Origin of the sequence: Thermus brockianus, assembly GCF_001880325.1 — a bacterium.
In the GTDB taxonomy this organism is placed as follows: domain Bacteria; phylum Deinococcota; class Deinococci; order Deinococcales; family Thermaceae; genus Thermus; species Thermus brockianus.
This window is the reverse complement of record NZ_CP016312.1, coordinates 268,326-282,017: the sequence shown is the minus strand read 5'-3', so window position 1 is coordinate 282,017 and position 13,692 is coordinate 268,326. Positions and strand designations below refer to the sequence as shown.

Annotated in this window: 12 protein-coding genes; 8 read left to right on the top strand and 4 right to left on the bottom strand. The window is 66.6% G+C overall.

Annotated elements, in window-relative coordinates:
- Window positions 1-13: 13 nt before the first annotated feature.
- The gene (gene sdaAB / locus A0O31_RS01445) at window positions 14-676 is read left to right on the top strand and encodes an L-serine ammonia-lyase, iron-sulfur-dependent subunit beta (protein WP_071676365.1); all 663 of its coding nucleotides are present in this window, start codon (window positions 14-16) and stop codon (window positions 674-676) included.
- Here sdaAB and A0O31_RS01440 read toward each other — a convergent pair.
- The 3 genes from A0O31_RS01440 to A0O31_RS01430 all read right to left on the bottom strand — a co-directional run bounded on the left by A0O31_RS01440 (window position 673) and on the right by A0O31_RS01430 (window position 4,225).
- Complete coding sequence (locus A0O31_RS01440) at window positions 673-1,644, bottom strand: sensor histidine kinase (RefSeq protein WP_071676364.1); 972 nt, start codon at window positions 1,642-1,644, stop codon at window positions 673-675. The genes sdaAB and A0O31_RS01440 overlap by 4 nt on opposite strands.
- Complete coding sequence (gene lepA / locus A0O31_RS01435) at window positions 1,634-3,457, bottom strand: translation elongation factor 4 (RefSeq protein ID WP_152024383.1); 1,824 nt, start codon at window positions 3,455-3,457, stop codon at window positions 1,634-1,636. Before lepA ends, A0O31_RS01440 begins: the two co-directional genes overlap by 11 nt.
- Before the next feature lie 348 nt (window positions 3,458-3,805).
- Window positions 3,806-4,225: an SgcJ/EcaC family oxidoreductase gene (locus tag A0O31_RS01430; protein ID WP_071676362.1), complete on the bottom strand. Its 420-nt coding sequence runs from the start codon at window positions 4,223-4,225 to the stop codon at window positions 3,806-3,808.
- A gap of 718 nt (window positions 4,226-4,943) precedes the next feature.
- Here A0O31_RS01430 and A0O31_RS01420 point away from each other — a divergent pair.
- From A0O31_RS01420 to A0O31_RS01395, 5 genes are all read left to right on the top strand, one after another.
- Entirely contained in the window at window positions 4,944-6,068 is a 1,125-nt protein-coding gene (locus A0O31_RS01420; RefSeq protein WP_008632315.1) for a transposase, read from the top strand.
- A 673-nt stretch (window positions 6,069-6,741) separates the two neighbouring features.
- A complete protein-coding gene (locus tag A0O31_RS01410) occupies window positions 6,742-7,848 on the top strand; it encodes an acyl-CoA dehydrogenase family protein (RefSeq protein WP_071676360.1) in 1,107 nt (368 codons plus the stop codon).
- A complete protein-coding gene (locus A0O31_RS01405; RefSeq protein ID WP_071676359.1) occupies window positions 7,845-8,999 on the top strand; it encodes a thiolase family protein in 1,155 nt (384 codons plus the stop codon). Before A0O31_RS01410 ends, A0O31_RS01405 begins: the two co-directional genes overlap by 4 nt.
- A 9-nt stretch (window positions 9,000-9,008) precedes the next feature.
- Entirely contained in the window at window positions 9,009-9,737 is a 729-nt protein-coding gene (locus A0O31_RS01400) for an SDR family NAD(P)-dependent oxidoreductase (RefSeq protein ID WP_071676358.1), read from the top strand.
- Complete coding sequence (locus tag A0O31_RS01395) at window positions 9,709-10,542, top strand: CoA transferase (RefSeq protein WP_071676357.1); 834 nt, start codon at window positions 9,709-9,711, stop codon at window positions 10,540-10,542. The genes A0O31_RS01400 and A0O31_RS01395 overlap by 29 nt, the downstream gene beginning before the upstream one ends.
- On the opposite strand, the gene A0O31_RS01390 is transcribed toward A0O31_RS01395, so the two are convergent.
- Complete coding sequence (locus A0O31_RS01390) at window positions 10,539-11,060, bottom strand: Uma2 family endonuclease (RefSeq protein WP_071676356.1); 522 nt, start codon at window positions 11,058-11,060, stop codon at window positions 10,539-10,541. The two genes, A0O31_RS01395 and A0O31_RS01390, sit on opposite strands and share 4 nt — an antisense overlap.
- A 22-nt stretch (window positions 11,061-11,082) precedes the next feature.
- Here A0O31_RS01390 and A0O31_RS01385 point away from each other — a divergent pair, with 22 nt between their 5' ends.
- Window positions 11,083-12,933 carry a chorismate-binding protein gene (locus A0O31_RS01385; RefSeq protein ID WP_237259016.1) on the top strand — a complete coding sequence of 617 codons (1,851 nt, stop codon included), beginning with the start codon at window positions 11,083-11,085 and terminating at the stop codon, window positions 12,931-12,933.
- Entirely contained in the window at window positions 12,930-13,670 is a 741-nt protein-coding gene (locus A0O31_RS01380; protein WP_071676355.1) for an aminotransferase class IV, read from the top strand. The genes A0O31_RS01385 and A0O31_RS01380 overlap by 4 nt, the downstream gene beginning before the upstream one ends.
- Window positions 13,671-13,692: the final 22 nt, after the last annotated feature.

The following is a 13,692-nucleotide window of genomic DNA, read 5'->3' as shown; positions in this document are numbered from 1 at the left end:
TTATTCTACAGGCATGGGTCTATTGGACATGATCGGGCCGGTGATGGTGGGGCCTTCCTCTAGCCACACGGCGGGGGCCTGCCGCTTGGCCCTCCTTGCCCGCCACCTCCTGGGGGAGAAGCCCAGGCGGGTGGAGTTCGGCCTCCACGGTTCCTTCGCCAAGACGGGAAAGGGGCACGGCACCCATCTGGCCCTGACGGCGGGGGTTTTGGGCTTGCGGCCGGACGATGAGCGGCTTAAGGAAAGCCTGGCCCTGGCGGAGGCGGAAGGGGTGGAGGTGGTGTTCAAGGAGGTGGAGCTTGGGGACGTCCACCCCAACACCGTCCGCATGGTCCTGGAAGGGGAAAGGGAGCGGCTCGTGGTGACGGGAAGCTCCCTGGGCGGGGGGCTCGTGCGCATCTTTGACCTGGACGGGTTTGAGGTGCGCATCACGGGGAGCGCCCCTACCCTGGTGATCCGCAACGTGGACACCCCGGGGGTGGTGGCCCGGGTGGCCCGCGTCCTGGCGGACGATGAGGTGAACATCGCCCACCTCACCGTGAGCCGCAAGAAACGGGGCGGCGAGGCCATGATGAGCCTGGAGATGGACCGGCCCCTTTCGGACAAGCCCCTGGAGTACCTGGCCTACCTCTCCTACATCCTCTGGGTGCGGCAGATTCCCCCGGTGATGGACTAGCCCTTGGGAAGCTCCAGGCGTAGGCAGGCACCCCCAAGGCCGCTCCTTTCCGCCTTGAGCCTGCCCCCGTGGGCTTCGGCCACCCTTTGGGCGGTGTAGAGGCCTAGGCCCGAGCTTCCCCGGTGGCCTGGGCCTTGGCGGAAGGGTTTGGCCAGGACCTCCAGGGGGAGGGGCAGGCCAGGCCCATCGTCCTCCACGGCGAGGGTGTTTTCTCCCACCCGCACCTGGACGCGGGTTTTGGCGTGGCGCAGGGCGTTTTCCAGGAGGTTGGCCAGGGCGCGCTCCAAAAGGAGCCTTTCCCCCCGGCCAAGCCCTGCCCCGTCCACGTTCAGGCGTAGACCCCGCTTTTGCGCCTCCTCCTGGTAGCGCAAAAGGAGGTCTTCCGCCAGGGCCCGCAGGTTCAAGGTTTCCTTCTGGGGTGGGCGGGCCTCGAGGCGGGAGAGGGCGAGGAGGTTTTCCACGAGGCGGTAGGCGCGGGAAAGCTCTTCCTTAAGGTTTCCTAGGAGGGCAAGCCGCCCTTCCTTGCCGAGATCGTCCGCCTTCTCCAGGTACTCCAGGGCGCGGATGGCGGAGATGAGGGGCGTCTTCAGGTCATGGGCCAAGGCGGCGTAGAAGGCCTCTCGGGCCTCCAGGAGCTCGCTGAGGCGCTCCAAGAGCTCCGTGAAACGGGCGCGCAAGAGGGCGATCTCCCCCGGCGGGGGTTCTTTGGGGGCGGGGAGGTGAAGCCCCTTCAGCTCCCCCTTGAGGGAGAGGTAGGCCAGGGCCCGGGTGAGCTCCTCCAGGGGCCGTAAGAGCCCTTGCGCCAAAAAGTAGCCCACCCCCGCCGAAACCAAGGCCAAGAAGGCGAGCCAAAGCAAGAGGGGAAGCCACGGGCCCTCCCCCAGGAGGCCCAGGGTGAGGGCCAGGACCAGGTTGGGCAGGAAGGCCAGGAGGCCGATGACCAGGGCAAGCCTAGCCCTAAGGCTCATCCTTTCCCGCCGAAAGCACCGCCAGGAAGGCCTCCTGCGGCACCTCCACCTTGCCGATGGCCTTTAACCGCTTCTTCCCTTCCTTCTGCTTCTCCAAAAGCTTCTTCTTCCGGGTCACGTCCCCGCCGTAGCACTTGGCCAAAACGTCCTTTCTGAGGGCCTTCACCGTGGCCCGGGCGATGATCTTGCCCCCGATGGCCGCCTGGATGGGCACCTCAAAGAGTTGCCTTGGGATCACTTCGGCCAGCTTGTCCACGATGGCCCGGGCCATGCTGTAGGCCTTTTCCCGGTGGGCGATGAAGGTGAGGGCGTCCACCACCTCCCCGTGGACCAGCACGTTCACCTTTACCAGGTCCCCCGGTTGGTAGCCCGCCTGCTCGTAGTCCATGGAGGCGTAGCCCCGGGAGAGGCTTTTTAGGCGGTCGTGGAAATCGTAGAGGATTTCGGCGAAGGGGGCCTCGTAGACCAGTTCCACCCGCTTCTGGGCCCCGGGCAGGTAGTTCATGCTCAGGAGGCGCCCCCGCTTTTCCTGTACGAGCTGCATGATGCTCCCCACGTATTCCTCCGGGGTGAAGATGGTGAGCTTCACGTACGGCTCGAAGATCTCCTCTATCTTGGTGGGGTCGGGGAGGTCGGCGGGGTTGTGGATTTCCGTTTCCTCCCCGCTTTTGAGCCGCACCTTGTAGACCACGCTGGGGGCGGTGGCGATGAGTTCTAGGCCGAACTCCCGCTCAAGCCTCTCCTGGACAATCTCGGCGTGGAGGAGGCCCAAGAAACCGCAGCGGAAGCCAAAGCCCAGGGCGGTGGAGGTCTCCGGCTCAAAGGAGAGGGCGGCGTCGTTGAGCTTAAGCTTCTCCAGGGCGTCCCTTAGCTTGTTGTAGTCCCCGGAATCCACCGGGTAAAGCCCGGCGAAGACCACGGGCTTGGCGGGGCGGAACCCGGGGTAGGGGGTGGGGGTGGGCCGGTGGGCCAGGGTGATGGTGTCCCCCACCTGGACGTCGTGGATGTCCCGGATGGCGGCGGTGAGCCAGCCCACTTCCCCCACGGAGAGGCTTTCCGTGGGCACGAGGCCTTGCGGGGTGAAGATGCCCACCTTGTCCACCACGAACTCCTTCCCCGTGGAGAAGATGCGGATCCTATCTCCGGGGCGCACCGTACCCTCAAAGACCCTGAGGTAAGGGATGACGCCTTGGTAGGCGTCGTAAAGGGAGTCAAAGATGAGGGCCTTGAGGGGGGCTTCGGGGTCCCCTTGGGGTGGGGGGATGCGCTTCACGATGGCCTCGAGAATCTCCTCCACGCCCTCCCCCGTCTTGCCCGAGGCGAAGATGGCCTCGTCGGCGGGGATGCCCAGGACCTCCTCCACCTCCAGGGCCACCTCCAGGGGCCGGGCGTTGGGCAGGTCAATCTTGTTGATGACCGGGATGATCACGTGGTTGTGCTCCAGGGCCAGGTAGAAGTTGGCGATGGTCTGGGCCTCTACCCCCTGACTTGCGTCCACCACCAGGAGCACCCCCTCCACCGCCGCCAAGGCCCGGGACACCTCGTAGGTGAAGTCCACGTGCCCCGGGGTGTCAATGAGGTGGAAGATGTAGGTCTGCCCGTCCTTGGCCTGGTAGTTGACCCGCACCGCGCTGGCCTTGATGGTGATGCCCCGCTCCCTCTCTAGCTCTAAGGAGTCCAGAAACTGCTCCCGCATCTCCCGCTCGCTCACGGCGTGGGTCATCTGCAGGATGCGGTCGGCCAGGGTGGACTTCCCGTGGTCCACGTGGGCGATGATGGAGAAGTTGCGGATGCGGCTTACCATCCTTTCCATCGTCCGGGGTAGGCGGGGCAAAGTCAAGCCAGGCTGGGCTTGCCTTGTACAAGGCAAGCCCGATCTGGCTTCAGGGGAAGGGTGTCCCCGAAAACGTTCTGAACACCCCTATAACGCGAACTCCTCCCGGCGTCGCCCTTCCCCTTCAAACGAAACGTCTTCAACATGTGTAGCAATCCAAAGCTCAACTCCTGATGTACCTGATGTAGAAGTGATGGGGCTCGCAGGCCACCGGTTAGTCAAGCCGCCCAACGTTTGACATGAGCGGCAGCTTACGGCGTCTTGCAAACTGCCCTCTCGATGGAGGGGTTGGGAGCCAGGCCCCGATCCAAAGCGATGCCTTGCCCCTCATTGAGGACGAGAGAGTGCGCCCTCGACGATATCTGTGTTCTGTGAATCGATGATCACCCATCCTCCAGGGGTGCGACAAAGCACGTTGAGAAGGATTCCGTTGCGTGCGGGAAGTGGCGCTCCCTCAGGGGAAACGTGACCCTCGAGGACCCAGCGCACTCTGGCAATGGCGATGTCCTCCTGAGGGAACCGGACCGACACGTTCTCGATAGTCAACCGGCTGTTCTTGAACATAGTTGCGTGCGTGAACTCATGGGCCTTCTTGATTTCATCTCTTCCTTTCCACCAGAGGCCCACCACATTGACGAACTCCGCATCTGGTGCAAACAGCTCGGCAAATGCGTTCATGTCATGCCGGTTCCAGCATTCCGCGAATGCGTGAACGACCTGTGTTACTTCGTCAATTGCATCGAACATTGGCTTCTCCTTTTCCGTGAATTAGGCACACCGTTCAGTAAGAATTCGCACTTCTCGAGTGGCCTCCAGGCCGTGACGACCGCCTGCTACGCCGGGTAACACGCACGCGCCTGCGCATGGCGGTCGCCCTATCCGCTGCGTAAAAGACGCTGTTGACAGCCACGACGGTGTTGAAGCAGGCGTTGGCGAAGGGGAACTCCTCCAGATCCTCCTTGGACATCGGCCCCGGGCAACCGCTGCCGTACGATCGTCACAAGCCGCGGTGCGGCCTAGAGGGCGCTCACCTGCGTACTGCGAAGGCTCGCCAGGACCGACAGCAGTCCCGCGCCGCACCCGGCATCGACTAGGCGTATGCCTCTGGTTACCCGTGCGGCATCCAAAGCTGCGCCCAACAGCGGCAAGCACACCCACCCCGCGTAGGTAGCCCAGTCCTGAGCACGGGCCCCCCAGAGTTGACCGCGAATCGTTGCCTTTCACATCGGTCTGCCTCTTGAAGGCATAATACGCCTCGGTGGGTTGTTTGTCAAGTTCTTTGGGAGGACTTTACCCACATCTCCGTTTCGTGGTAAATCTCCCCTTGCGGGCGCAGCCCGTATCTGGTACCGGGGGTGATCCATGGACATGCTCAAGGTGGCCGAGGCCAGGCTCCAGGAGTTCACGGGCCGTTTTGCGAGCGTTTTCCCCCGATAAGCGCCTCCACCGACGGTTTGAAGAGGTGGTGCGGGGCGCCTTGGCCGCAGGCTCAGCCCGGGTGAGCGAGATGGTGGCCTCGCTCCCTTCTCCCCTCCAGAACCGCTTCCACCAGGCCAAAGCCCTTTACCGCTTCCTGTCCAACCCACGGGTGGAGGCAGAAGCCCTCCTTGACCGGGTCTATCAGGAGAGCGCGACTGCCCTGGAGGGTGAGGAGGTTCTGGTCCTCCTGGACCTGAGCCCGGTGGCCAAGCCCTATGCCCGGGCCCTGGAGGGGATAGCCCGGGTGGGGAAGGATAGGCGGCCCGGGTACGAGCTCCTCACCGCCCTGGGGTTGGACCCCGCGGGGCGGCTGGCCCTGGGGTACGCCCACCTGGTGGCCTACGGGGAGAGGGGGTTTGCCAGCCTGCCCAAGGAGGTGGAGGGAGCCATTGAGGCGGCCCGGGAGCGATTGGGGGGCGTGGGCAGGAGGCTGGTGTATGTGGCGGACCGGGGGTTTGACGACCGGAAGGTGTTTGGGCAGGTGCTGGCCCTGGGGGAGGAGTTCGTGGTGCGGGTCTACCGGGACCGGAAGCTTGGGGAGGGGGGTTCTCTGGCGAAGGTGGCTTCTTCCCTGGCCCTTCCCTGTGGGGAGGAGGTGGAGCTGAGGGTAGGGGGCAGGTACCAGCGGGTGCGGCTCCACTTCGGATGGAGGGAGGTGGAGGTGGAGGGGAGGCGGCTCCACCTGGTGGTCTGCCGGGTGCCAGCCCTGGGGCGGCGTGGGGAGTGGTGGCTACTGACCAGCTTGCCGGTGAGGGGGAGGGAGGAGGCGGCGCAGGTGGTGGAGGCGTACCGCAGGCGGTGGGAGGTGGAGCGGTTCTTCCGGCTTTTGAAGACGGGGCTGGGGCTTGAGACCTTCCAGGTGCGGGGGCTTGCCCGGATCCGGAAGGTGGTGGCGGTTTTGCTGGGGCTGGCGGTGTTCCTTTGGGAAGTTGAGCGGTTGGGGGATCCGTTCAAGGGGTTTCTTTTGCAGCTCGGGGGCAAGCTGGGGCTGCCCAGCGAGAGGGATGGTCCGTACCTGCTCCTGAGGGGCCTGGTTCGCCTGCTCAACTATGAAGTCACCCAAGAACTCTTGAAGCAGGCTAAGGGAGGGCGAGGAAGGAGTTTTGGGTAAAGCCCTGCTTTGGGGCTTGCCTAAAAAATCGCCTAGTACCCCGACGGTGGAGGCAGGAGGGAGAGGAGACCCCTGAGCCCATGGGGAATGAGCTCCAAAAGGGTCCGCATCAAGGCCGTGTGCGGATTGCGCTTCCCTATATACCCCCCACGCAACCGGTACACCTTTGCCCACTGACCCCACGCCCGCGACTCGTTCCGCACCTCCCCACCCCCACGCATTTGAGGATGAAGCATGAGCTCCGCCACCGCCTCCGATGCCCCTCCCCCTCAGAACCCGCTGCCGCCAAAATATCCCCCAGAAGGACGAATCCGCTGCAACACCCCCGCTCCCAACAAGGCGTTGGGTGCGTATTCCGACGCCACGTTTCCCCCCAGACCATAAGCGCCTCCGCCTCTGATTCCGTCGTCCTAGGGCCAGGATGAGCTATGCCCTTGCGCCCCCTTACCTCTTCCCCAAGGCGGTAGGATTTGCGCCAGGGTTTACCCCGTTTGCCGGTGGGGGGTGCCACGGCTTGGGCCAGGCGGAGGGAATGGGCCAGGACCTCTTTGGGGCTAGGTTCGCGGCGTACGAAGCCTCGCTTGCTCAGGGTGAGTGTTTATACCTGTGGTGTTTTTAAGGCAAGCCTTGCCCGGGCCATTTTGACCCGGTAAACTTTGCGCAGGAGGTTCCCTTGAGCCCGGAAACCTCGGTACGCCAGCTCGCCCGGCGCTTTGCCCGGGAGAGGCTTCTGCCCGAGGCGGTCCGCTACGACCGGGAAGCCCGTTTTCCGTGGCCCCTTTTTCGGGAGGCGGCGGCTTTGGGGTTTCCCCTTCTCGTGGCCCCGGAGGAGCTGGGCGGGGCGGGGCTTGGCCCCTTGGCCTTGGCGGGGGTGGCGGAGGAGCTGGGTTACGCCTGTACGGGGCTTGCCGCCGCCCTTCTCTTGAACAACCTGGTGGCGGACGTCCTCTTGCTATCGGGAAGCGCCTACGCCCGGGCCTTTGTCCCCCGGCTACGGGAGGAGGTGGGCGCCTACGCCCTCACCGAACCCCATGCGGGGTCGGATGTGGCCGCCATCCGTACCCGGGCCGAGGGGGTGGCGGGGGGGTTCCGCCTTTGGGGGCGCAAGACCTGGATTAGCCACGCCCCGGAGGCCGCCTTTTTTGTGGTCTTCGCCAAGCTGGGGGAGGGCCGGGAGGGGATCGCCGCCTTCCTGGTGGAGCGGGAAAGGGGGGTGGAGGTGGGCCCGCCCCTTCCCAAACTGGGGCAGAGGGCTTCGGTGGCGGCGGAGGTGTACCTGGACGGGGTCTATGTACCAGAGGAGGCCCTGATAGCCCGGGAAGGCTTTCGGCTGGCCATGCGGGTCTTCAACCGCTCCCGGCCCATGGTGGCGGGTTTGGCGGCGGGGCTCCTTTGGCGGGCTCTGGACGAGGCCTTGGGTTACGCCGCGTTGCGGGAGGCCTTTGGCAAGCCCTTGGTGGAGCACGAGGGGGTGGGGTTCAAGCTGGCGGAGATGTACATGGACCTCGAGGCCGCCCGCCTCCTCGTGGAAAAGGCGGCCCGACGGGCGGAAATGGGGGAGGAAAATGCCCTGGAGGCGGCCGTGGCCAAGGCCTTCGCCGCCGACGCCGCCCAGCGGGGGGTGGTGGAGGCGGTCCAGGTGTTCGGTGGGAACGGCTACAGCGAGGAGTACCCGGTGGCCAAGCTCTACCGGGACGCCAAGGTCCTCCAGATCTACGAGGGAACCTCGGAGATCCAGAGGCTCATCGTCCTGAGGGAGCTCCTGAGGAGGCGGGCATGAGGGAGGCGGTGATTTTGGAGGCGGTGCGCACCCCCATCGGCAAGCGGAACGGGGCCCTTAGGGAGTGGCGGCCCGACGCCCTTTACGCCAAGGTCCTGGACGCCCTTCTGGACCGGAGCGGCCTGGACCCCGCCCGGGTGGAGGACGTGGTCACGGGCTGCGTGACCCAGGCGGGGGAGCAGGGGGCCAACGTGGGCCGGCTTGGGGTCCTCCTTTCCCGCCTGCCCAAGGAGGTGCCGGCGGTGACCCTCAACCGCATGTGCGGCTCAAGCCAGCAGGCGGTGCACTTCGCCGCCCAGGCCATCGCCGCTGGGGACATGGACTTCGCCATCGCCGGCGGGGTGGAGAGCATGACCCGGGCCCCCATGTTCTCGGACATCGGGGGCGGGTTCCACACGCTCAACCCCGCCCTTTTCCAAAAGTACCCGCTCATCCACCAAGGGGAAAGCGCCGAGCGCATCGCCCGGCTTTACGGGTTTTCCCGGCGGGACCTGGATGCGTGGAGCCTCCTTTCCCACCGCCGGGCGCAAAGGGCCACGGAGGAAGGGTACTTCTTGGGCCAGATGGTCCCCCTCCAGGCCCTGGACGCCGAGGGGAAACCCTTTCTCCTAGACCGGGACGAGGGCATCCGCAAAGACACCAGCCTGGAGAAGCTCTTGGCCCTTAAGCCCGCCTTCCTCGAGGACGGCCTCATCACCGCCGGCAACAGCAGCCAGATCTCCGACGGGGCGGCGGCCATCCTCCTTGGGGAGAAGGAAAGGGCCCTGGCCTTGGGCCTAAGGCCCCGGGCCCGCTTCCTCGCCCGGGTGGTGGTGGCGGGGGACCCCACCCTGCAACTCCTGGAGATCCTCCCCGCCACCCGGAAGGCCCTGGAGCGGGCGGGGCTTTCCATCCACGACCTGGACGTGATAGAGGTGAACGAGGCCTTCGCCAGCGTGGTCCTGGCCTTCCTAAAGGAGTTCAACCCGGACCCCGAAAGGGTGAACCCCAACGGGGGGGCCATCGCCCTGGGCCACCCCTTGGGGGCCACGGGGGCCATCCTCATGACCAAGCTCCTCCACGAGCTGGAGAGGCGGGACGGGGAGCTTGGCCTCCAGGTGATGTGCATCGGCCACGGCCAGGCCACGGCCACGGTGATCCAGAGGCTTTAGGGGGCGGGTATGGAGCGGAGCGCTTTGGTGACGGGTGGGGCCTCGGGGCTTGGGCGGGCCGCCGCCTTGGCCCTGAAGGCCAGGGGCTACCGGGTGGTGGTCCTGGACCTCAAGCGGGGGGAGGAGGACCTCCCCTACGTGGAGGGGGATGTGAGGGAGGCGGCGGACGTGGCGAGGGCGGTGGCCTTGGCGGAGGAAGCCGGGCCCCTTTTCGCCGTGGTGAACGCCGCGGGCATCGGGCTAGCCCAGAAGATCCTGGGCCGGGAGGGGCCCCATGACCTCGAGGCCTTTCGGAAGGTGGTGGAGGTGAACCTCGTGGGCACCTTCAACGTCCTGCGCCTCGCGGCCTGGGCCATGCGGGAAAACCCGCCCGACGGGGAAGGGCAGCGGGGCGTCATCGTGAACACCGCCAGCGTGGCCGCCTACGAGGGGCAGATCGGCCAGGCGGCCTACGCCGCCAGCAAGGGGGGCGTGGTGGCCCTCACCTTGCCCGCTGCCCGGGAACTCGCCGAATGGGGCATCCGGGTGGTGACCATCGCCCCGGGCCTCTTTGACACCCCCCTGCTTCAGGGCCTTCCCGAAAAGGCCAAGGCCTCCTTGGCGGCGCAGGTGCCCTTTCCGAGGCGCCTGGGCCGCCCGGAGGAGTACGCCCTCCTCGTCCTCCACATCCTGGAAAACCCCATGCTCAATGGGGAGGTGGTCCGGCTGGATGGCGCCTTGCGCATGGCCCCCCGGTAAGGTCCTGGACCTCACCCGCCTCCTGCCGGGGCCTTTGGCGGGGAAGCTCCTTCTGGGCTTGGGCTTCCCCGTGGTCAAGGTGGAGCCCCCGGGGGGCGACCCCTTGCGGGCCCTGGCCCCCGAGGCCTACCGCTTCCTGAACGAGGGGAAAGAGGTGCTTCTCCTGGACCTGAAAACCAAGGAGGGGCGGGAGGCCCTCCTCGCCCTCTTGGAGGAGGCGGCCATCCTTCTGGAGTCCAACCGCCCCGGGGTGATGGAGCGGCTCGGCCTGGGCCCGGAGGTGCTCCTAGGGCGGAACCCGCGCCTGGTCTACGCCCGACTTCGCGGCTACCCCCAAGGGGATGACCCCGGGCACGACCTCACCTACCTGGCGGAGGCGGGGCTTTTGGGCCGGTTTCCCTGGCGGGCCTTCCAGTTCGCCGACCTGGCCGGGGCCTACGCCTTGGCCCTCGCCGCCCTTAAGGGGCTTCTCCTCGGGGGCGGGGTGTGGGAGGTGGTCCTCTCCGAGGCGGTGCGGGCGATTGCCTACCCTCCCATTCCCTTTCTGGACGGCTCGGTCCTCTGCTACGGGGTCTACCCCGCCCAAGGGGGAGAGGTGGCCCTGGCCGCCCTGGAGCCCCATCTTTGGGCGCGCTTTTGCGAAAGGGCAGGGCTTCCGGAACTTCTTGGGGCCGCCTTTACCCCCACTTCTCCGGAAAACCCCGCCTACAGGCGGCTTTTGGACTTTTTTGCCGGGGGGCCCGCTGGGGCTTGGGAGGCTTGGGCTAGGGAGGAGGGGCTACCCTTGCGGGCGGTGCGGGGCTAGACCCACCAGGCGAGGGGCCTCTTGGGGAAGGCCTTGGGGGCCACCCTTTCCCCTTTGGCGTAGCGCTCTTCCAGGTAATGGGGGAAGGCGAAGACCTCCAGGACCTCCTCCACCAGGTTCACGATCCAGATCTCCGGTACCCCTGCCTTCTGGTAGAGGGGAAGCTTCAGGGTGCGGTCTTGGACCAAGGTGGTGTCGGCGATTTCCACCACCAAGAGGGCATCCTTGGCAGTAGGGGGGCGGCGGTCGTAGCGGTCTTCGGGGGGCATCAGGAGCAGGAGATCGGGTTCGGGTTCCGACACCTCGGAGAGTTGCAGGGGTATCTGGGAAACCACCAAGGCTTCCTCGCCGAAGGTTTCGCTGAAGACCTTGGTCAGGTGAATGAGGTAACGGATGTGCTTTTTCCCCATGGGCGACACGGCGTAAACCTCCCCCTCCAGAAGTTCCACCCGTTCGGGAAGCGCCCCCGCCTCGTAGGCTTTGTGGTACGCCTCTAGCGTGAAGCGGTGTTTGACCATCTCCTTGAGTATACTCGGGGCCGTGCTCGGCCTTTACCACGCCGCCCGGGCCTTGGGCCTAAGGCCTGCCCTTTTGGAATCCTTGGGGCCCCGCACCCCTTTCGCCCGCCTTTCCCTCCTGGGTGTAAGGCCCCGGCACCGCCTCGAGGTCCTGGAAGGCCGGCTCTACCTGGACGGGAAGCGGGTGGGGGAGGCTTTGGACCTCTTCCGCTACCTGGAAAGGGGTTTGGGGAAGGGGTTTTTCCCCGCTTGGATGGGCTTTTTCGCCTACGAGTTCGCCCGCCACCTGGGGTTACCCGCCCATGCGCCCTTGCCTGGCCTTCCCGAGGCGGCCTTCTTCTACTACCCGGAGGGGTACGCCCTCCTGGAGGGGCGGCTCGTGGAGCGCCCCTCGTTCCCCTTGCGGCCCTCTCCCTACACCCCGCCTCCCCTGCCCCCTTACCCCCTGGTCTCGGACTTCCCCAAGGTGGCTTTCCTGAGGGGGGTGGCGGAGGTGCAGGAGAGGATCCGGGCCGGGGTGGTCTACCAGGTGAATCTCTCCCACCGCTTCCGCCTCTTGGGCCCCGTGGATCCCCTCCTGCTCTATGCCCGGCTCCGGGCCCTCAACCCTTCCCCTTTCATGGGCCTTCTGGAGGGGGAGGGGTGGGCCGTGGTCTCCGGAAGCCCCGAAAGGCTTTTCCAGAAGGTGGGAAGCCGCCTCCGCGCCCGGCCCATCGCCGGCACGCGGCCCAGGGGAAGGACGGAGGAGGAGGACCTGGCCTTGGAGGCGGAGCTCTTGGCCTCGCCCAAGGAGCGGGCGGAGCACGCCATGCTGGTGGACCTCCTGCGCAACGACCTGGCCCGGGTGGCCCTGCCCGGGACGGTGAGGGTGCGGGAGCTCTTCACCGTGGAGCGCTACGCCCACGTGATGCACCTGGTTTCCGAGGTGGAGGGGTACACCCGCGCCCCCCTAGGGGAGGTCTTCCGAAGCCTCTTCCCCGGGGGCACCATCACCGGGGCCCCCAAGGGCACGGTGATGGAGGCCATCCGGGAACTGGAACCCGTGCCCCGGGGGGCCTACACGGGAAGCCTGGGCTACGTCTCCGGCCGGGGGGCGGATTTCAACATCCTCATCCGCTCCTTCCAGAGGGTGGGGGAGGAGGTCCTCTTTTCCGCCGGGGCGGGGATCGTCATCGCCTCGGACCCCGAAAGGGAGTACGAGGAAACCCTCCATAAGGCGCAAAGCCTTCTCCTGGCCCTGGAGCGGGGGAAGCCTGGGAAAGCCCCCAAGCCCCCCAGGCCCCAGGCCGCCTGGAGCCCTCCCCTTCCGCCCCGGCGGCTTCGGGCCCGGGTGCTCTTTTTGGAGAACCGGGATTCCTTTAGCTACAACCTGGTGGACTACCTCTCTGCCCTGGGGGCGGAGGTCCACGTGGTGGACCAGGAGGAGGCCCCAAGCCTTGCCGGCTTCACCCACCTGGTGGTGGGCCCGGGGCCCAAGGACCCCTACACGGCGGGCCAGGTCCTGGCGTGGACGGAAAAGGCCTTGGCGGAGGGTATTCCCTTCCTGGGGATCTGCCTCGGCCACCAGGCCCTGGGGGTGGTCCTGGGGGCGGAGCTTTACCGGGAGGCTCCGGTGCACGGGGAAGCCCACGCCGTCTTCCACGCTGGGGAGGCCCTTTTGCAGGGGTTTCCCAACCCCTTGCCCTTCGCCCGCTACCACTCCTTGGCCTTAAGGCGCCTTCCCCCGCGTCTTCGCCTCCTCGCCTGGACGGAAGACGGGGTGCCCATGGCCCTTTGGGACGGGAGGAAGGCCTATGGCGTCCAGTTCCATCCGGAAAGCATCCTCTCCCCTTGGGGGATGGAGCTTTTGGCGCGCTTTTTGGAGGTGAAATGAGGCTGCTAAACGGCGAGCCCTTCACCGCTCCCTTGCCCGAGGCCTTCTTCTACCACGGGGCGAGCGTCTTCACCACCCTGCGGGTGGAGGGGGGTGTGCCCCTGTGGCTGGAGGCGCACCTCTCCCGCCTCCACCGCCACGCCTCGGCCTTGGGGCTTACCTACCCGGGGGATAGGGCCTTCTTAGAGGACGTGGAGAAGCTCCTTGCGGCCTTTCCCCAAGCGCCCTGCCTCCGGGTGCGCCTCACCCTGGGGCCGGGGGTTCGGCTTGCCGAGGCGCGGCCCTACACCCCTTTGCCCCTAAGCCTGTACCGGGAAGGGGTGAGGGCGGTCCTCACCCCCTACCGCGTCCACCCCGACCTCGCCCGCTACAAGACGGGGAACTACCTGCCTTACCGCCTGGCCCAGGGCTGGGCGGAGGCCCGGGGGGGCTTTGAGGGCCTCCTCCTGGACGCCTGGGGGCACGTGGTGGACGGGAGCCGCACAAGCCCCCTCCTTTTCCGCGAAGGCACGCTGTACGTGCTGGAAGGGGGCCTCGAGGGCATCACCCGGGAGGAGGTGGCCAGGAAGGCCAAGGAGCTGGGCCTAAGGGTGGCGCGGGCCTACCTGCGCCCCGGGGAGCTCGCGGGTACCCTGCTCCTTGCGGGGAGCGGGGTGGGGCTCTTGCCCGCAGGAAAGCCGGAGGACGCCCTCTTGCCCCTTGTGGAGGCTTTCCTCCCCGCCTGCTATACTAAATAGCGGTACCGCCAGCCCAAGGCCT

Bases quoted from the DNA above. Each gene is read 5' to 3' on its own strand.
- A0O31_RS01430 (WP_071676362.1), bottom strand. From the start codon at position 4,225: ATGTTCGATGCAATTGACGAAGTAACACAGGTCGTTCACGCATTCGCG.
- lepA (WP_152024383.1), bottom strand. From the start codon at position 3,457: ATGGAAAGGATGGTAAGCCGCATCCGCAACTTCTCCATCATCGCCCAC.
- sdaAB (WP_071676365.1), top strand. From the start codon at position 14: ATGGGTCTATTGGACATGATCGGGCCGGTGATGGTGGGGCCTTCCTCT.
- A0O31_RS01440 (WP_071676364.1), bottom strand. From the start codon at position 1,644: ATGAGCCTTAGGGCTAGGCTTGCCCTGGTCATCGGCCTCCTGGCCTTC.
- A0O31_RS01405 (WP_071676359.1), top strand. From the start codon at position 7,845: ATGAGGGAGGCGGTGATTTTGGAGGCGGTGCGCACCCCCATCGGCAAG.
- A0O31_RS01390 (WP_071676356.1), bottom strand. From the start codon at position 11,060: ATGGTCAAACACCGCTTCACGCTAGAGGCGTACCACAAAGCCTACGAG.
- A0O31_RS01380 (WP_071676355.1), top strand. From the start codon at position 12,930: ATGAGGCTGCTAAACGGCGAGCCCTTCACCGCTCCCTTGCCCGAGGCC.
- A0O31_RS01395 (WP_071676357.1), top strand. From the start codon at position 9,709: ATGGCGCCTTGCGCATGGCCCCCCGGTAAGGTCCTGGACCTCACCCGC.
- A0O31_RS01400 (WP_071676358.1), top strand. From the start codon at position 9,009: ATGGAGCGGAGCGCTTTGGTGACGGGTGGGGCCTCGGGGCTTGGGCGG.